Here is a 16554-nt window from a genome sequence, read left to right as displayed (position 1 = left end):
GCGCTTTCCATCCGCGCTCCCATCGCCTAAGAGAACGGGGACCGGCGCAGCCGCGCCGCCCCATTTTCGCAGGCCCGGGACGACATGCAGACCATCACCACCACCGAAGACCTCGCCGCCTTCTGCGAGAGGGCCGCGACGCATCCTTATGTCACGGTGGACACCGAGTTCCTGCGCGAACGGACCTATTACTCCAAGCTCTGCCTGATCCAGCTGGCGCATCCGGGCCCCGACGGCCCCGATGGCGGCGAGGGCAGCGCCGTGCTGGTCGATCCGCTGGTCGAGGGTCTCGACCTCGCGCCGCTCTACACGCTGTTCCGCGACCCCGGCGTCGTGAAGGTGTTCCACGCCGCACGGCAGGATCTGGAGATCTTCCAGGTCGAAGCCGGCCTCATCCCCGCGCCTCTGTTCGACACGCAGGTCGCGGCCATGGTCTGCGGTTTCGGCGAGCAGGCGGGCTACGAGACGCTGGTGCGCAAGATCGCAAGGTCCGAGATCGACAAGTCCTCGCGCTTCACCGACTGGTCGCGCCGCCCGCTGTCGGAGGCGCAAAAGACCTATGCGCTGGCCGACGTGACGCATCTGCGGGTGATCTACGAATGGCTTTCGGCGCAGCTCAGGAAATCGGGCCGGGCCCGCTGGGTCGCCGAGGAAATGGCCGTGCTCAACGATCCGGCCACCTACCGGGTCGATCCCGAACAGGCGTGGCAGCGGGTCAAGACCCGCTCCACCAGCCCCAAGTTCATCGCCGCGCTGCGCGAGCTTGCGCAGTTCCGCGAGGCCTATGCGCAAGAGCGCGACGTGCCGCGGTCGCGGGTGTTCAAGGATGACGCGCTGGTCGAGCTGGCCTCGACCCGCCCGGCGTCGGAAAAGGATCTCGGCCGCTCGCGGCTGCTGTTGCGCGACGCCCGCAAGGGCGACATCGCCGACGGCATCCTCGCCGCGATCGAGCGCGCCGCCAACCTGCCCGCCGACAGGATGCCCCGCGCCGAGAAACCGCGCGACCAGCTTCAGGTGAACCCCGCGCTGGCCGATCTTCTGCGCGTGCTGCTGAAGGCGCGCTCGGAGGCCGAGGGCGTGGCGCCCAAGCTGATCGCCTCCTCCGCCGATCTCGACGCGCTGGCGGCGGGCGAGCGCGAGGTGCATGCGCTTTATGGCTGGCGCCGCGAGGTGTTCGGCGAGCAGGCGCTGGCGCTGTGCGAGGGCCGTGTCGGTCTCGCGGCGCGGGGCGCGCAGGTGGTGACGGTCGATCTTTGATCCTTCACCATTCCGACAAATACGCCGGGGGGCCGCGATAGCGGCGGGGGCAGCGCCCCCTCCCACTGGCAAATCCGGGCAAAGCCCTTACCTGAGAGCCGTAGCCCAGAGCACAGGAGACGCAGATGGCCCGACCCGCCTTCGAGGAGATCGCCGAGACCTTCGAGTTTCTCGACGACTGGGAAGACCGCTACCGGCACGTGATCGAGCTGGGGAAGGCGATGGACCCGCTCGAGGAGGCGTTGAAGGTGCCGGCGACCAAGGTGCTCGGCTGTGCCAGCCAGGTCTGGCTCGTTCCCGCCCCCGAGGGCGGCACCTATCATTTTCGCGGCGACAGCGACGCGATGATCGTGCGCGGTCTGATCGCGGTGCTGCACGCGCTTTACGACGGCGTCCCGGTGGCCGAGGTGCCGAAGATCGACGCGGGCGGCGAGCTGGCCCGGCTCGGCCTCAACGATCATTTGTCGGCGCAGCGGTCGAATGGCCTGCGCGCCATGGTCGAGCGCATCCGCGAAACCGCCATGGCGGCGGCCGCCTAGGCGCGCGCCAGCGCGGTTTCGAGGTCGCCATAGCCGGTCTGCCGCCGCTCGAAGCCGAGCCCCAGCCGTCCGGCATGGCTGCGCGCCTTGTCGGTGAGCGCGGGATCGTCGGTCTGCGCCTGGTAGACCAGCGTGGTGTAATTGCCGAAATACATCTCGCGCAGTTCGGGATGCCGGTCGAGCCCGAGCGGCTCCCAGACGAAGGCGTCGAACTGGCGCACGAGAAAATCCGTGAGATAGAAACAGGTCACCTCACCAGCCGCGGCAAAGCTCTCGATGCCTTCGTAGAACGCGTAGCAATGCGGCCCCGCGACCATGCCGACGCCGAGCCGTTCGCAGGTCCGGGCGAGATCGCCCCCCGTGCCGCAATCGGCATAGACCACGAAGACACGGGCGTAATCCGCGCCGCGCGCCGCCACCGCCGCCTCGACCGCGGGGGCAATCTTTTCGGGCCGGTTGTGCAGGATCGCCGGCAGGCAGTGCAGGTCGAGATGATCCCAACCATTGCGCCCGATCAGCGCGAGGATTTCCCGCGCCAGCGCGCCACAGGCGATGAGCAGCACGCGGCCGCGCCCGGTGGGGCGCAGCCCGTCATGCGTCAGCGTGGCGTCGTCGGGGCGCATCGCCGGCCTCAGGCGCCCGCCTGCACCTGGTTGTGGCGGCGTGCCACCCAGTCCTTGGCGGTTTCGACCGCGACGGCGGCATCGCGGCAATAGGCGTCGGCGCCAATGGCGCGGCCAAACTCCTCGTTCAGCGGCGCGCCGCCCACCAGCACGATGTAATCGTCGCGGATGCCCTGCTCCTTCATCGTGTCGATGACGACCTTCATGTAAGGCATGGTGGTGGTCAGCAGCGCCGACATGCCCAGGATATCGGCCTTTTCGCGCGCCAGCGCCTCGAGGTAGTTCTCGACCGGGTTGTTGATGCCGAGATCGACGATCTCGAAGCCCGCGCCCTCCATCATCATCGCCACGAGGTTCTTGCCGATGTCGTGGATGTCGCCCTTGACGGTGCCGATCACCATCTTGCCCATGCGCGGCGCGTCGGTTTCGGCCAGAAGCGGCTTGAGAATCGACATGCCGCCCTTCATCGCGTTGGCCGCGAGCAGCACTTCGGGCACGAACAAAATGCCGTCCCGGAAATCATTGCCGACGATGGTCATGCCGCCGACCAGGGCGCGGGTCAGCACGTCATAGGGCGCCCAGCCGCGATCGAGCAGGATCTGTGTCGCTTCCATGATCTCGTCGCGCAGGCCGTCATAGAGATCGTCGAACATCTGGGCGACGAGTTCCTCGTCGTCGAGTTCCGACAGGATCAGGTCGTCGTCTTCATCAGCCATGTCGCGGGGCTCCTCGGAGGCGGGCAATGGGTCTTCGGACGGATCAACGCCCGGATCGCCGCGAAGGTCGCGGCCGTTTCCGACACTGCCTGCATCGCAACCGACGAGGATGCAAATGAAAAGCCTCCACGACGAATATGAGCTCCGCTCAACTGCCGGGTCTTGCGCCGGGGGCGGGCTTGCGGAACCGTGTCGGGCGGGAGGAAAAGCGGCATGAAGATGGACCGCGCGGCGCTGGCCGCGTTTCTGGAGCGCGACTTCGCGCAGGTGGCGGCACAATTCGCGGTGGAGAGCGTGGCGGACGGGCGGCTGGTGCTGCGGCTCAGGGTGGCACAGATGCATCTGCGGCCCGGCGGCACGGTGTCGGGGCCCGCGATGTTCGGGCTGGCCGACGTGGCGATCTATCTGGCGATCCTGTCGGAGATCGGCGCGGTGGCGCAGGCGGTGACGACCGGCGCCTCGATCGATTTTCTGCGCCGCCCCGAGGCCGGGGCGGATCTTCTGGCCGAGACCCGGCTTCTGAAGCTCGGTCGCCGTCTCGCGGTGGGCGAGGCGCTGTTGTTCAGCGAGGGGCAGGCGGCGCCGGTGGCGCGCGCCTCGATGACCTATTCGATCCCGCCGGGGGCGGCGCAGGGCGCGATGCCGGCGGAATGAAGCCAAGGCACGCCCGCGGCCAATGGCGCGCCATCATCGGGTGGCAAACCGGGCCCGCACGGTTTCGATGTCGAGCTTGTGCTCGGTCAGGTCATCGGGCTGCCATTCGCTGCGTTCGGCTTCGAAGAAATCCCCGCCATAGACATGCAGCGCGCCGGTGAGCTTCGGGATGGGGTTCGTCACGGAGTGGATGATGTCCGGGCCCATCGGGCAGACATCGCCGGTCGAAAGCGATCGCGCCCCGGCGGCCTCGATCAGCCCCTCGGGGTGATCGGCGATGCGGCGCCAGAAGATGTTGTCCTCGCGGCCACCGTAAATGCCGATCACCGCCCACATTTCATGGTTGTGGGGCGGGATGGTCATCGATGGTCGCCATGCGAGATCGATGATCGTCAGGGTGCTGGATTGGTAAAGCGGGCGTATCCCCGGTTCGGTCGGCTCGCCGAGCGCGGCGAGAACGCCTGCGGGGTCGGACATCGCGCGCCGCATGATTTCGGCCACCGACATGTGGGTCCTGTCGGTTTCGGTGGCCCGCACGCAATCTGCAATGAAATCGTCCACGGAAAACATCGCGTGATCCTCCTTGGGCCGCCGCGTCACGGGCCAAGGTTATCACGAATGGGCGACCGCGTCTGCCGGGGGTGAACCGGGCCCGCGCGGCCTGTCGTCATCCTCGACGAAAAAAGGGGCCGGATCGCTCCGGCCCCACAGGCATGGTCGGGCCGGGGATCAGCCCTTCCAGAACGGGCGCGCGGCTTCGGCCTGCGCGGCGGCGGCGTCGAGACCGAGATCGCGCAGCGCCGCGGCATCGAGATGCGACAGCGCGCGGCGGGTACGGGCGCGGCGCTCCCACAGCGCCACGCGGCGGGCCATGCCGATCAGCAGCGCGGACAGGGCGCCCTGATCGAGAGCGGCCTCGAAGGGGGTGGCGGTGCGGGCGAGCGTGGTCATGTCGGTCTCTCTTGTATTGATACAATGTACGTGTATTCTGTCCATAAATACGTACAATACCAAAAAACTGACGTCTACGGAAGTTTTGTCATGGATACAATCTGGTGGCCCAGCCTCGACAAGGGCGGGCCGGTCAAGCACCAGGCGCTGAAACGCTCGATCCAGGAGGCGATCGGGTCGGGCGCCATCGCGCCGGGCTACCGGTTGCCGCCGGTGCGCGAGGTGGCGTGGCGGCTCGGGGTGACGCCGGGCACGGTGGCGCGGGCCTACAAGGATCTCGTCGAGCAGGAGGTGCTGCGCGCCGTGGTCGGGCGCGGCACCTTCGTGGCCGAACCCGACCTGCCCGCACCGCTGCCGGCGCTGATCGATTCGAGCGGCACCGGGCAGGATGGGCGGATGCTGAACCTGCGCACCGCGCAGGTGGTCGATGTGGGGCAGGGGCAGATGCTGCACAATCTGCTGAAGACATTACCGGATCCGCCGCCGGGCGCCTATGTGAGCTATCCCGGCGCCGACCGCGATGCGGGGCTGCGTGCGCGGCTTGCCGACTGGTTCGCCGTGCCGGCGCATGGCCCGGTCGACCCAGGCGACATGGTGCTCACCTCCGGCGCGCAGCACGGCATGGTGGTGCTGTTGCAGGCGCTGCTGCACGGGCCGCGCCCGGTCGTTCTGACCGAAGAATTGGCCTATCCCGGCTTTCGCCACGCCGCGGCGCTGGTGCGCGCGGAAATCCGCGGCCTGCCCTTCGATGATGAGGGGCTGTTGCCGGAGACACTCGACCGGGCCTGCCGCGAAACCGGGGCGCAGCTGCTTTGTACCAGCGCAGAGGCACACAATCCGACGACCATCCGCACATCGCCGGAGCGCCGGGCGCAAATTGTATCGATAGCACGTCAGTACAATCTGCAGATCATCGATGATGACTGCTTTCGCTCCGACGCGGGCGAGGACGCCTCCTATCGCCGTCTCGCGCCGGAACGTTCCTGGGTCGTCACCACCCTGTCCAAGACGCTGAGCCCCGACCTGCGGCTTGGCGCGATCCTCGCGGCGCCGGGCCGGGCGGCACTGCCGCGCGTGGCCGCGCAGCAGCAGTTCTTCGGCCTGTCGCGACCGACCGTCTCCCTGGCCGAAGCCGCGCTGTCGAGCGGGCTCGCGGCACAGGTGCGCGACGCGGTGCTCGAGGTGCAGGGCCGACGGCTGGCCTATCTGCGCGACCGGCTGGCGCCATGGCAGCCGCGCAGCCGCGAGGGCGTGCCCTTCGCCTGGCTCGACCTGCCGCGCGGCTGGCGGCCGTCATCGCTGAGCCGCGCCGCCGAGGCCGAGGGCATCCGGATCAAGCCCGCCGACGAGTTCGCGCTGATCGACGGGCGGGCGCCATCGGCGGTGCGGCTCGCGCTCACCGGGCTGCGCGAGGACGCGGCCTTCGAGACGGCGATCGACCGGCTGGCGGCGCTGCTTGCGGCACCGCCGCATGTGATGGAGGCCTGAGCCGTCCGATTTTGTGGGGTATAATAATACCTTAATTTCAAGCTACTGTTTTTAAACGTTTAATTTGCCGTATGCGCGCTTGACTGTGCCACTGCTTCGTTTAGAACCCGCCCATCGAATTTGCGCGGGCGGCCCGTTCGGGGCGGTGCGCGTTGCAGATCAAGGGCAGAACCATGAAAACCTTCACCGCTACCCCGGCGGATATCGAGAAGAAATGGATCCTGATCGACGCCGAGGGTGTCGTTCTGGGCCGTCTCGCCTCGATCATCGCCATGCGCCTGCGCGGCAAGCACAAGGCCTCCTTCACCCCGCACATGGACATGGGTGACAACGTCATCGTGATCAACGCGGACAAGGTGCAGATGACCGGCAAGAAGCGCGACGAGCACTTCTACTGGCACACCGGCCACCCGGGCGGCATCAAGTCGCGCACCAAGCAGCAGATCCTCGATGGCGCCCACCCCGAGCGCGTCGTCATGCAGGCCGTCAAGCGCATGCTGCCGGGCAACCGCCTGTCGCGCACGCAGATGACCCATCTGCGCGTCTTCGCCGGTGCCGAGCACGGCATGGAGGCGCAGAAGCCCGAGGTTCTGGACGTCGCGTCCATGAACAAGAAGAACACGAGGACCGCATAATGGCCGATCAGATCAACTCGCTCGAAGAGCTGGGCGAAGCCGTCTCGACCGAAGGTCAGGTCAACACCGAGGCGCTCGCCCCCCGCGAGCCCGTCCGTGACGAGCTGGGCCGTTCCTACGCCACCGGCAAGCGCAAGGACGCGGTTGCACGCGTCTGGATCAAGCCGGGCTCCGGCAAGGTCACCGTCAACGGCAAGGAAATGAACACCTACTTCGCCCGTCCGGTGCTGCAGATGATCCTGCGCCAGCCGTTCCAGGTCGCCGGTGTCTCGGGCCAGTTCGACGTCTACGCCACCGTCGCCGGTGGCGGCCTGTCGGGCCAGGCCGGTGCCGTGAAGCACGGCATTTCCAAGGCGCTGCAGCTTTACGATCCCTCGCTGCGCGGTGCCCTGAAGGCCGCGGGCTTCCTGACCCGCGACAGCCGCGTCGTCGAGCGCAAGAAGTACGGCCGCCGCAAGGCCCGCCGCAGCTTCCAGTTCTCGAAGCGCTGATATCTTCCGCATCACGCGGCAGGAAAGGGCGGCCCCGCAGGGGCCGCCCTTTTCGCATGTGGCCAGCCGGGCATGCGTATTTGGGGAATGGTGAAACGGGGGCGCGATGCCCTCTTGCGCGGGCGCGCGATTGCGGCGAAAGCCGCATCCGAGGTTGATCTTTGACGCCGCTCGGTCAAGCATCCTCGCGGGGGATCACGGGGCGCCTATGCGGCTGGGGAATTTCACGAAATCCGAAGGTGGACGGGCGGCTTTGCTGCTGGCGCCGCCGTTTTTGTACGCGCTGGCGCTCTTGGCGCTGCCGATTCTCGCGGTCGTGCTGTTCAGCTTCTGGACGCAGGACTTCATGACCATCGACACCGGCTTCACGCTGGCCAATTACCGCGAGTTCTTCGACAAGCCGATCTATACCGTGCTCTTGGGCCGGTCGCTCATGGTGTCGGGGATCGTGACGCTGGTGACGGTGATCCTGGCCTACCCGGTGGCCTATTTCCTGTCGTTTCACGTCGCGCCCGCGCGCAAGTCGCTCTGGCTGTTTCTCATCACCATCCCGTTCTGGACCAGCTACCTGATCCGCGTGTTCCTGTGGAAGGTGATCCTAGGCTATAACGGCGTGATCAATTCCGGCCTCGTCGGCGCCGGGATCATCGACGAGCCGCTGAGCTTCATCCTCTACAACGTCAACGCGGTGATCATCACGCTGGCGCATGCCTTCGCGCCCTTCGCGATCCTGCCGATCTTCGTCGCGCTCGAAAAGATCGACCGCAGCCTGATCGAGGCCAGCCGCGATCTCGGCGAAACCCGGATCAGCACCTTCTTTCGTGTCACCTTGCCGTTGTCGATGCCAGGGCTCGTGGCCGCCGTTCTCATCGTCTTCATCCCGACCATCGGCGATTACGTCACGCCCGAGTTGATGGGCGGGGCGGGCGGCAAGCTCATCGCCAACATGATCCAGACCCAGTTCTTGCAGCTCAACAACGCGCCGATGGGCGCGGCCATCGCCATCGTCGCCATGACCTGCGTCACCGCCATCGCGCTGGTCTTCGTCGGTCTCAACCGCCGCTGGCTCAGGGGGCGGGGATGAAGGGCGCGCCGCTTCGGGTCTATGCGATCCTCTATTTGCTGTTTCTTTATGCGCCGATCGCGCTCCTGCCGCTTTTCGCCTTCAACGACGCGACGATCATCGCCTTTCCGCTCAAGGGGTTCACGACGCACTGGTTCACCGATCTGGCGGCCAACACGGCGCTGCGGCAGGCGGTGGGCAATTCGCTGTTCATCGCCGCCATGACGGCGGTCTTCGCGACTCTGCTGGGGCTGTGCGCGGCGCGCGCCGGGGCGATGGCGCGGTTTCCGGGCAAGGGCGGGATCATCGGCTTCGTCATGCTGCCGCTGGTGCTGCCCGAGATCATCGTCGCGGTGTCGCTCTTGATCGTGATGCGGCAGGTGCTGGGGCTCAACCTGTCGAACTGGACCGTGATCGCGGCGCATGTGCTGATCTGCGCGCCGTTCTCGATCGCGATCCTCAACGGCGCGTTCCAGAACCTCGACCCCTCGATCGAGGAGGCGGCGATGGATCTGGGCGAAAGCCGGTTTTCGGCGTTTCGCCTCGTGACGCTGCCGCTGGTCTGGCCGGGCATCGTGTCGTCGCTGCTGATCGCCTTCACGATCAGCCTCGACGAATTCATCATCGCCTTCTTCCTGACCGGCGCCAACCCGACCATGCCGGTCTATATCTGGGGGCTTTTGCGCTTTCCCGCGCAGCTGCCCGTGGTCATGGCGCTCGGCACGATTCTCGTGGCGTTGTCGGTCGTGCTTCTCGTCATCGCCGAACTGTTCCGCCGCCGCGGTCTCGCGCGCGCCGGGATCAAGGATACCGGAGGTTTCCTGTGACCGCTCTCATCGAACTCGAAGGCGTCAACAAGCATTACGGCGATTACCACGCGCTGCGCGATATCGATCTCGACATCCGCGCGGGCGAGTTCTTTTCGCTTCTGGGCCCGTCGGGCTGCGGCAAGACCACGCTGCTCCGCGCCATCGCCGGGCTCGAAGACGTCACCTCGGGCGCCTTGCGCATCGACGGGCGCGACATGAAGGGCGTGGCGCCGAACCACCGGCCCACCAACATGGTGTTTCAATCCTACGCCGTGTTTCCGCATCTGACCGTGGCCGAGAATGTGGGCTTCGGACTGCGCCGCGATCCGCGCTCCAGGACGGAAAAGGCCCGCGCGGTCGAAACGGCGCTCGAAATGGTCGGCCTCGGGGGGTACGGCAAGCGCCGGGCGCACGCTTTGTCGGGCGGGCAGAGGCAGCGCGTGGCATTGGCGCGCGCGCTCATTCTCGAGCCCAAGGTGCTTTTGCTCGACGAGCCGCTCTCCGCGCTCGACCGGCTGATGCGCGAACAGATGCAGCTCGAACTGATCCGGCTGCAGCGGCAGGTCGGCATCACCTTCATCCTCGTCACCCATGACCAGGAAGAGGCGCTGGTGATGTCGGACCGGATCGCGGTGATGTTCGAAGGCGAAATCGGGCAGGTGGCCGATCCCGAAACGCTCTATCGCAAGCCCGCGACCCGGCGCGTCGCGCAGTTCATCGGCAAGATGAACTTCCTCGACGGTCGTCTTTCGGCGGATGGGCGCGCGGTGGAGATCGCGGGGCTCGGACGGGCCGGGATCACGGAAGAGATCTCGCGCGGGGTCTCCTCCGGTCCGGTCGCCATCGGCATCCGCCCCGAAACACTCGCGATCCTGTTCGAAGGAGAGAGCGCGCCGCGCCGCGAGGCCGAAGGCGTGATCTCGGAGGTCGTCTATTACGGCGACATGACCTATTACGACGTCCGGGTCGACGGGATCGAAAAACCGCTCACCGTGTCGATGAAGAACTTGATCGGGCGGCCCGTGCTCGATGTCGGCGCGCCCGCGCGGCTGGGCTGGGACGAACGGGCGCTGGTGCTGCTGCCGAGGTGATCACAGCGGCATCGACACCCGCAGGCCAAAGGTTTCGAGACCGGGATTGGGGGCCGACAGCTCGGCGTTCGAGCGGTGGTCGAACTGCAGCGAGACCCGCGCCCCGTTGTCGAATTCATAGCCGACACCGGCAGAGGACCTGAACTCGATCATGTGGCCCAGATCCGGCCCGTCGGTCTGGGCGTAAAGGCCGGGCATCAGCGACAGCTGGACGAAGCTGTCATGCGGCAGCGCGCCGGTCCATTGCAGACCGGCCCCGACCCAAGCGTCGCCGCGTGCCGACACCGAAAGCCCGATCACCGGCTCCAGCCGGCCATGGCCCCCGCGCTCGTGCAGCAGGTAGAGCTCGCCGCCCATCCGCTCGCGCTGGAACAGCACCTCGCCATATTGCACGGCCGTGCGGGCATGCGGCGCGGCGGCGCGGCAGCCCGCATCGCCGCAACCGCCGAATGTCAGCTCGGCGGCGGTGACGAGACCGAAAAGAAGGGCGAGCGATCCATCCATGTCGGCTCCTTGGGGTTGCGCCTGTCAGGCAGAATGCGGATCGTGGCCCCGACCGCAAGCCGTGGGGGGGCCGCTTGCCCCGATGTCAGCGCGGTTTGCGCCCAGCCGTGTCGCCAACACCACCAGCTCGGCCTGCCGGCGGGTTCCCGTCTTGTCGAACAGGCTGCGCATCTGGTTGCGTACGGTGTTGATGCTCACCCCGCGCCGCGCCGCGATTTCGGGGATCGCGTGGCCTTCGCATAACAGGCGCAGCACCAGCGTTTCGGCCCGGGTGAGAGCATAGAGCCGGGTCAGCTCCGCGTCGAGCCTGTCGGACGCCCCCGCTTCGGGCACGATCAGCGCCGCGGCGGCGCGCCCACCGGCAAGCAGCGCCCTAAGCGGCGCGATCATCGTGTCATCGGGCAGGGCCATGAGGCGAACATGCCGGGGGCCGGGGCCAAGCGCAAAGCGCCCTGCGGGCCGGTCGCCCTGCGCAAGAGCGCGATCGAGCGCGGCATTCGCCTCCGGCTCCGAAAAGCGCAACCGCCCGCCGGGTGCAAGCCGCAGCAGCCCGCCTTGCTCCAAAAGCGCCGTCCCGCGGCTGTCGCTGACGATGAGATGGCCGCGCCGGTCGATCACGAAACAGGCCTGCCGCCCGTCAAGCCCGTCGAGCAGCCGCACGCCTTTGCGCAAGGCATCGTGCCGCGCGGCGCGCATCAGCCCGATGGCGCGGCGCAGATGCGGCGCGATCTGCAGCAGCAGCCGTGGCCCCGCGCGACCGACCGTTCCGGCCTGATCGGGCGCGTGGTTGCAGCTGAGCACGAGGCTGCCGGTATCGTCGCGCACAAGAAGCGTGCCGAAACAGCGATGGATGTCACCCTGCGGCTGCAGGAACCCGGTGTAGAACGCGCTCGCGAAGAATGCCTCGCCCCGTATCATCCGGTCGTCCTGCACGAGATGCAGCTCCGGCGCCCGCAGCAGCTGATCCAGCCACGGGTTCAGGGCCGCGAACCGGTCGGGGTAGAGCCTCGTCAAAGCCGGGTCGAAATTGCAGCCATGCAGCTCGGCCCGCCTCGGCAGGCCGGGACGCACCAGCTGCAGCGCCCAGGCGCCGCCACCGGCCATCGCGGCGATCCGTCCGGGCAGCGCGGCCCATGGGTCCGGCGTGAGCGCGCCTTGGTAGATATCGTCAAGCAACCCTGAAAAAGCGGGGTCGTGCGGCAATGAAAACATTCAGCCCCCCGAAACAATCATGACCTAGTTAGAACGGACCATGCGCGATCCGCTATCTCATGACATTGATTGCAACCGGTGGGTTCTGTCCAGTTTCGTCGTTCCCCTAGTTTCCCAAGTTGAGGTCAGGGCCCGCCACCCGTCCCGTCATCCGGCGCGACGAGCCCAAGACCGCGCAGATACACGCCGATTCCGCTTTCGAGCAGATCCTCGGGCGGAAACGGCGCACGCGTGCCGGGCGAGCCGCGCGCGAACAGCTCCACCACGCCATGGCTCATCGCCCAGACATGGGCTGCGAACATCTGCGGCGGCGGGCGGCGATGCGCGGGGATGCGTTCGGACAGCGCCTCGGCGGCGCGTTCGAGCACGCCGAGCGCACGGCGCGAGGCGGCCGCCAGCTCGGGGTTGCGCTGGACCCCGATGCCGCTTTCGAACATCGCGACGTAGTGGCCGGGATGCTTGCGCGCAAAGGCGAGATAGGCGCGGCCCGTCTTCTCGAAGGCGGCAAGCACGGAAGGCCTGCCTTCGTCATAGGCGTATTCGAGAAGATCGGCGAAGATCTCGTAACCCTGCCGCGCGGCCTCGGCGATCAAATCCTCGCGCCCGGCGAAATGGCGATAGACGGCGGCGGGGGTCACGCCCGCCTCGCGCGCGGCCTCCGACAGGGTAAAGCCGGTCGGGCCCTTGGCCTCGATCAGCTTCAGGCTGGCCTCGACCAGCGCCTGACGCAGGTTGCCGTGGTGATATCCCTGCTTGGCCACGTCAGTCGCGCGGCCAGATTTCGGACCCGCCCGCGATCTTCGGGTCGAGCGCGCCGATGGCCTGCGCGTCCTTGTCCGGGTAGTCGAGCCGCGACAGCACGCTGCGGATCGCGTTCACCCGCGCGCGGCGCTTGTCATCGCCACGGATCACCGTCCAGGGCGCGACGTCGAAATCGGTGCGCTCGAACATGGTGCCGATATGGCGGGTATAGGCGTCCCATTTGCGCAGCCCCTCGACATCGACCCATGACAGCTTCCATTGCTTGAGCGGATCGTTCTCGCGCTTGAGAAACCGCTCCAGCTGCGTCGCGCGGCCGACATTGATCCACAGCTTGAACAGCGCGATGCCGTCGTCGGTGAGCATCTTCTCGAACGGGGCGACCTGGTCGTAGAACCGCGCGACCTGATCGTCGCCGGCAAAACCGAAGACCGGCTCGACCACGGCGCGGTTGTACCACGAGCGGTCGAAGAAGACGATTTCGCCCTTGGTGGGCAGCTCGCGCACGTAGCGCTGGAAATACCACTGGCCCGCCTCGGCCTCGGTCGGTTTCGACAGTGCCACGACGCGGGCGCCGCGCGGGTTCAGGTTTTCGCGAAACCGCGCGATGGTGCCACCCTTGCCAGCGGCGTCGCGGCCCTCGAAGATCACCACGACGCGCTGTCCGGTCGCCTTGACCCAGGCCTGCATCTTGACCAGCTCGATCTGCAGATCCGCCATCGCGGCGGCGTATTCCTTGCGCTTCCACTTGGCCGGGTAGGGAAAGCGCGGGCTGGCGATGCCGTCCTTGCCCGCCTCGTGCAGCATGCGCCGGATCTCTTCCGGCGCCTCTTCGTCGCGAAAGCGGCTGATCGCCCCGTCGAACGGCTTGTCCATCTGCATCTCCTTGCCCCGGCCCATGTTGCGGATCGCGCGACGTCAGCGCAATCCTGCGCGCCGCGCGGCCCGGTCGACCGCCGCCACCACCTCGCGCGGGGTGGTGTGGTGGGGCATATGTCCAACGTTTTCCAGCACCGTCAGGTTCGCGCCGGGGATCAGCTCGGCCAGCCGGGCCGAATGCACCTCCAGCGGCACGATGGTGTCGGCGACGCCGTGCACGATCTCGACCGGCAGGTCGATCGACGCGTAGCGCGCGCGCATCTGCGTCACCTGCGGCAGCAGCCCGTTCACCTGCCGCGCGTTGATGCGCAGGCTGTCGCGCCGCACCGCGAGGGTCGCCCCGACGAAATCGGCATAGCCTTCGGGCACCGGGTTGGGCGCAAAGATCGCCTCGACCGTGTCCTCGACCTTTTCCTCGGGCGCGAAGGCGGTGATGAGCGGCACCACCGCCGCGCCGCCCAGGGCCGAGCCGTTGATCCTGTAAAGCGCGGCGAGCCCGCTGTCCCACGGCATCGTCGCCCCGGCGACGTCGACGAGGGCGGCGATGTTGTCGGGCCGCTCCAGCGCCCAGGCCATGGCGACCGCGCCGCCGAAGGAATGGCCCAGGACGATCGGGCGACCGGCCCCGAGCTCGGCGGCGGCGGCCTGCAACAGCCGCGCCTGCGCCGCGACGCTGTCGGCGCGGGTGGTGAAGGAATCATCGGCGCGCGGGTCGATCGGGTCCGAATACCCCAGCCCGGGCCGGTCGAAGGCGATGACGCGGTAATCGTCGTCGAGCCGGTCCATCAGCCCGAAGGCCATGTCGCGCAAATTGCCCGAGGCGCCGTGGATCAGCACCAGATCGGGGCCGCTGCCCGACACCATGGCGTGCACGCGCCGGCCTTCGACCTCGACGATCCGGCCCAGCGGCGGATGCGCGGCCTGCGCCCGTGCCTCGCGCCGGTCGGCGCGGAAATCCACGAAGGCGCAGCCCGCAAGCGCCGTGAGCGCGACCAGCGCGGCGAGCTTAACGGCCAATGTCGTTCAGGTCGTAAGGGGTGGTCTGGTAGATCTCGTTGATCCAGTTGCCGTAAAGAAGATGCGCATGGCTGCGCCAGCGGTTCGAGGGCGGCTTGGTCGGATCGTCGCCGGGGTAGTAGTTCACCGGCACCGCGATCTCGGCGCCGGAGGCGACATCGCGGTCGTATTCTTCCTTGAGCGTGTGGCTGTCATATTCGAAATGGTTGAACAGGTAGAGCGCGCGCCGCGCCGGATCCTCCACGAGGCAGGGCCCCACCTCGTCAGAGGCCAGCAGCGTCACCAGCTCGGGGCGCGCGTCGATCTCGTCCTGGCGGATCTCGGTCCAGCGGCTCACCGGCACAGTGCAATCGTCCGAAAAGCCGCGCAGATAGGGGCTGTCGGGCTTGAGATTGCGGTGCCGGAAACAGCCGAAGGCCTTGGCGTCGAGCATGTGCTTGGCGATGCCGTGCTGATGCGCGATCAGCGCCATGCCGCCCCAGCAGACGCCGAAGGTCGAATGCGCGTGGCTTCGGGTCCAGTCGAAGACGCGGCGCAGCTCGTCCCAGTAGGTCACTTCGTCGAAATCGAGATGCTCGACCGGCGCGCCGGTGACGAGAAAGCCGTCGAACTTCTGGCCCGAGGCCTCGATCTCGGAGAAGGGGTGATAGAACTCCTCCATGTGCTCGGGCGTGGTGTTGCGCGCCTCGTGATCCGACATGCGGATCAGCGTCAGCTCGATCTGCAGCGGCGTCGCCCCGATCAGCCGGGCGAACTGCGTCTCGGTCTGGATCTTCTTGGGCATCAGGTTCAAAAGCCCGATCTTCAGCGGGCGGATGTCCTGCCGCGCCGCCTGGTCCTCCGACATCACCATCACGCCCTCGCGCGTCAGCACGTCATAGGCGGGGAGAGCTTCGGGGATCTTGATGGGCATGGTCTGACCTTCTGGATGGAAGGGGTGATCTAGGCTTCGCGGCGGCTCTTGCCAAGCCGCGCGTCGAGCGCCTCGGCCACCACCGCGTCGAATTCATCGGCCGATGCGAGATCCGCGAGCGCCTCGGCGGGAATCGCGAGCCCCCAGCGTTCGGCCATCTTGGCATAGCGCGGCTGGCGATGCGCCAGCGCCCGGCCATAGGTCCAGCGGATGAAGGCGTCGGGATCGACGCGCGCCTCCCTGAGCCCGGTTTCGGAAAGATAGTCGCGCCATGCCCGCATCAGGAAGGCGGGGCTGTAGGCCATGGGCTTCGGCGCGCGGTCGAAGCGGCGGACCAGCTCGGCGGTGTGCGCGTCCGAGCCCTCGATCCAGATCATCAGCATCTGTTTCGACAGCAGCGCCATCAGCGGGTCGTCCGGGTCGTCGGGATCGACCCATTCGCAGATCGACCCACCGGTGTCACAGACGAAATGCGGATAGCCATACAGCGCCTCGGCCCGGTCGATGAACCACGGCGTGTCTTCGAGGGCGGCGATCTCGGCCCGGCGGAACTGCTCCTGCCGTTGGCGATAGGTGTCGAAGGGCAGGCCGCCCTTGTCGGGGTTGCCCGGCTTTCCGAGATAGGCCGAAACAGGGGCGAGATTGTCGAAGCTGATGTTCGAGCCGATATAGATGCTGTCCGACAGCAGAAGCTCGCGCAGGAACGGCACCTTCATCGCCTCGCGCTTGGCGTTGTCGGCGATCAGCTCGCCCATGTGGCGGGTGCCGATGCGGTAGTCGATCGAATAGTGGAACCAGTCGCCCGAGCGGCGCAGCAGGGTCGACACATGCGTCTTTCCCAGACCGGACATGCCGAAGAACAGGACGCGTTTGCGCGGGGCGGACAGCCAGTCGGAGGCGGAGAGATGGATCATGACCGCATGGGTAAAGCCGCAGCAGCGGGAGTTCCAGAT

At 67.3% G+C, this 16554-nt stretch carries 20 protein-coding genes; 9 read left to right on the top strand and 11 right to left on the bottom strand.

The window, feature by feature from the left end; all coding sequences use genetic code 11:
* Positions 1 to 84: 84 nt before the first annotated feature.
* Positions 85 to 1257 (top strand): ribonuclease D, encoded by a 1173-nt coding sequence (rnd, locus tag LOKHON_RS09875; protein ID WP_017928500.1) that lies wholly within the window; start codon positions 85 to 87, stop codon positions 1255 to 1257.
* Between the two features lie 125 nt (positions 1258 to 1382).
* Entirely contained in the window at positions 1383 to 1796 is a 414-nt protein-coding gene (locus LOKHON_RS09870) for a SufE family protein (RefSeq protein WP_017928501.1), read from the top strand.
* Here LOKHON_RS09870 and LOKHON_RS09865 read toward each other — a convergent pair.
* Positions 1793 to 2419 carry a DUF1638 domain-containing protein gene (locus LOKHON_RS09865; protein WP_017928502.1) on the bottom strand — a complete coding sequence of 209 codons (627 nt, stop codon included), beginning with the start codon at positions 2417 to 2419 and terminating at the stop codon, positions 1793 to 1795. The genes LOKHON_RS09870 and LOKHON_RS09865 overlap by 4 nt on opposite strands.
* Positions 2420 to 2427: 8 nt before the next feature.
* Positions 2428 to 3135, bottom strand: a complete 708-nt coding sequence (locus LOKHON_RS09860; RefSeq protein WP_017928503.1) for a corrinoid protein — start codon at positions 3133 to 3135, stop codon at positions 2428 to 2430.
* Positions 3136 to 3348: 213 nt separating this feature from the next.
* Here LOKHON_RS09860 and LOKHON_RS09855 point away from each other — a divergent pair, with 213 nt between their 5' ends.
* Positions 3349 to 3789, top strand: coding sequence for a PaaI family thioesterase (locus tag LOKHON_RS09855; RefSeq protein ID WP_017928504.1), 441 nt, complete (start codon positions 3349 to 3351; stop codon positions 3787 to 3789).
* A 33-nt stretch (positions 3790 to 3822) separates the two neighbouring features.
* Here LOKHON_RS09855 and LOKHON_RS09850 read toward each other — a convergent pair whose 3' ends face one another.
* Positions 3823 to 4359 carry a hypothetical protein gene (locus tag LOKHON_RS09850; protein ID WP_017928505.1) on the bottom strand — a complete coding sequence of 179 codons (537 nt, stop codon included), beginning with the start codon at positions 4357 to 4359 and terminating at the stop codon, positions 3823 to 3825.
* Between the two features lie 159 nt (positions 4360 to 4518).
* Complete coding sequence (locus tag LOKHON_RS16340; protein WP_017928506.1) at positions 4519 to 4740, bottom strand: DUF1127 domain-containing protein; 222 nt, start codon at positions 4738 to 4740, stop codon at positions 4519 to 4521.
* Positions 4741 to 4830: 90 nt separating this feature from the next.
* Between LOKHON_RS16340 and LOKHON_RS09840 the strand changes: the two genes are divergently transcribed.
* The 6 genes from LOKHON_RS09840 (at position 4831) to LOKHON_RS09815 (ending at position 10317) form a co-directional block, all read left to right on the top strand.
* The gene (locus LOKHON_RS09840) at positions 4831 to 6228 is read left to right on the top strand and encodes an aminotransferase-like domain-containing protein (protein WP_017928507.1); all 1398 of its coding nucleotides are present in this window, start codon (positions 4831 to 4833) and stop codon (positions 6226 to 6228) included.
* Between the two features lie 173 nt (positions 6229 to 6401).
* A complete protein-coding gene (gene rplM, locus LOKHON_RS09835) occupies positions 6402 to 6863 on the top strand; it encodes a 50S ribosomal protein L13 (RefSeq protein WP_017928508.1) in 462 nt (153 codons plus the stop codon).
* Positions 6863 to 7354, top strand: a complete 492-nt coding sequence (gene rpsI, locus LOKHON_RS09830; protein WP_017928509.1) for a 30S ribosomal protein S9 — start codon at positions 6863 to 6865, stop codon at positions 7352 to 7354. The genes rplM and rpsI overlap by 1 nt, the downstream gene beginning before the upstream one ends.
* A gap of 208 nt (positions 7355 to 7562) precedes the next feature.
* Positions 7563 to 8438, top strand: a complete 876-nt coding sequence (locus LOKHON_RS09825; RefSeq protein ID WP_017928510.1) for an ABC transporter permease — start codon at positions 7563 to 7565, stop codon at positions 8436 to 8438.
* The gene (locus LOKHON_RS09820) at positions 8435 to 9244 is read left to right on the top strand and encodes an ABC transporter permease (RefSeq protein WP_017928511.1); all 810 of its coding nucleotides are present in this window, start codon (positions 8435 to 8437) and stop codon (positions 9242 to 9244) included. Before LOKHON_RS09825 ends, LOKHON_RS09820 begins: the two co-directional genes overlap by 4 nt.
* Positions 9241 to 10317: an ABC transporter ATP-binding protein gene (locus tag LOKHON_RS09815; RefSeq protein WP_017928512.1), complete on the top strand. Its 1077-nt coding sequence runs from the start codon at positions 9241 to 9243 to the stop codon at positions 10315 to 10317. The genes LOKHON_RS09820 and LOKHON_RS09815 overlap by 4 nt, the downstream gene beginning before the upstream one ends.
* Here the strand turns inward: LOKHON_RS09815 and LOKHON_RS09810 are convergent, their stop codons facing one another.
* The 7 genes from LOKHON_RS09810 to LOKHON_RS09780 form a co-directional block, all read right to left on the bottom strand.
* Positions 10318 to 10821: an acyloxyacyl hydrolase gene (locus LOKHON_RS09810; protein WP_017928513.1), complete on the bottom strand. Its 504-nt coding sequence runs from the start codon at positions 10819 to 10821 to the stop codon at positions 10318 to 10320.
* 24 nt (positions 10822 to 10845) lie between these two features.
* Positions 10846 to 11997 carry a helix-turn-helix transcriptional regulator gene (locus tag LOKHON_RS09805; RefSeq protein WP_017928514.1) on the bottom strand — a complete coding sequence of 384 codons (1152 nt, stop codon included), beginning with the start codon at positions 11995 to 11997 and terminating at the stop codon, positions 10846 to 10848.
* A gap of 161 nt (positions 11998 to 12158) precedes the next feature.
* Positions 12159 to 12794, bottom strand: coding sequence for a TetR/AcrR family transcriptional regulator (locus LOKHON_RS09800; RefSeq protein ID WP_017928515.1), 636 nt, complete (start codon positions 12792 to 12794; stop codon positions 12159 to 12161).
* Position 12795: 1 nt separating this feature from the next.
* The gene (gene ppk2 / locus LOKHON_RS09795) at positions 12796 to 13668 is read right to left on the bottom strand and encodes a polyphosphate kinase 2 (protein ID WP_026147478.1); all 873 of its coding nucleotides are present in this window, start codon (positions 13666 to 13668) and stop codon (positions 12796 to 12798) included.
* Positions 13669 to 13710: 42 nt separating this feature from the next.
* A complete protein-coding gene (locus tag LOKHON_RS09790; protein ID WP_017928517.1) occupies positions 13711 to 14688 on the bottom strand; it encodes an alpha/beta fold hydrolase in 978 nt (325 codons plus the stop codon).
* The gene (locus tag LOKHON_RS09785; RefSeq protein WP_017928518.1) at positions 14678 to 15601 is read right to left on the bottom strand and encodes a homoserine O-succinyltransferase; all 924 of its coding nucleotides are present in this window, start codon (positions 15599 to 15601) and stop codon (positions 14678 to 14680) included. The genes LOKHON_RS09790 and LOKHON_RS09785 overlap by 11 nt, the downstream gene beginning before the upstream one ends.
* Before the next feature lie 29 nt (positions 15602 to 15630).
* Positions 15631 to 16515: a hypothetical protein gene (locus LOKHON_RS09780; protein WP_017928519.1), complete on the bottom strand. Its 885-nt coding sequence runs from the start codon at positions 16513 to 16515 to the stop codon at positions 15631 to 15633.
* Positions 16516 to 16554 lie beyond the last annotated feature (39 nt).

The organism is Limimaricola hongkongensis DSM 17492, from assembly GCF_000600975.2.
Taxonomy (GTDB): Bacteria; Pseudomonadota; Alphaproteobacteria; order Rhodobacterales; family Rhodobacteraceae; genus Limimaricola; species Limimaricola hongkongensis.
The sequence above is the reverse complement of the archived record's forward strand: the minus strand, read 5'-3'. Positions and strand labels throughout refer to the sequence as shown.

Coding starts and splice junctions, on each gene's coding strand:
- rnd (WP_017928500.1), top strand. CDS start 85: ATGCAGACCATCACCACCACCGAAGACCTCGCCGCCTTCTGCGAGAGG.
- rplM (WP_017928508.1), top strand. CDS start 6,402: ATGAAAACCTTCACCGCTACCCCGGCGGATATCGAGAAGAAATGGATC.
- LOKHON_RS09820 (WP_017928511.1), top strand. CDS start 8,435: ATGAAGGGCGCGCCGCTTCGGGTCTATGCGATCCTCTATTTGCTGTTT.
- LOKHON_RS09865 (WP_017928502.1), bottom strand. CDS start 2,419: ATGCGCCCCGACGACGCCACGCTGACGCATGACGGGCTGCGCCCCACC.
- LOKHON_RS09840 (WP_017928507.1), top strand. CDS start 4,831: ATGGATACAATCTGGTGGCCCAGCCTCGACAAGGGCGGGCCGGTCAAG.
- LOKHON_RS09855 (WP_017928504.1), top strand. CDS start 3,349: ATGAAGATGGACCGCGCGGCGCTGGCCGCGTTTCTGGAGCGCGACTTC.
- rpsI (WP_017928509.1), top strand. CDS start 6,863: ATGGCCGATCAGATCAACTCGCTCGAAGAGCTGGGCGAAGCCGTCTCG.
- LOKHON_RS09850 (WP_017928505.1), bottom strand. CDS start 4,359: ATGTTTTCCGTGGACGATTTCATTGCAGATTGCGTGCGGGCCACCGAA.
- LOKHON_RS09860 (WP_017928503.1), bottom strand. CDS start 3,135: ATGGCTGATGAAGACGACGACCTGATCCTGTCGGAACTCGACGACGAG.
- LOKHON_RS16340 (WP_017928506.1), bottom strand. CDS start 4,740: ATGACCACGCTCGCCCGCACCGCCACCCCCTTCGAGGCCGCTCTCGAT.
- LOKHON_RS09785 (WP_017928518.1), bottom strand. CDS start 15,601: ATGCCCATCAAGATCCCCGAAGCTCTCCCCGCCTATGACGTGCTGACG.
- ppk2 (WP_026147478.1), bottom strand. CDS start 13,668: ATGGACAAGCCGTTCGACGGGGCGATCAGCCGCTTTCGCGACGAAGAG.
- LOKHON_RS09780 (WP_017928519.1), bottom strand. CDS start 16,515: ATGATCCATCTCTCCGCCTCCGACTGGCTGTCCGCCCCGCGCAAACGC.
- LOKHON_RS09825 (WP_017928510.1), top strand. CDS start 7,563: ATGCGGCTGGGGAATTTCACGAAATCCGAAGGTGGACGGGCGGCTTTG.
- LOKHON_RS09870 (WP_017928501.1), top strand. CDS start 1,383: ATGGCCCGACCCGCCTTCGAGGAGATCGCCGAGACCTTCGAGTTTCTC.
- LOKHON_RS09810 (WP_017928513.1), bottom strand. CDS start 10,821: ATGGATGGATCGCTCGCCCTTCTTTTCGGTCTCGTCACCGCCGCCGAG.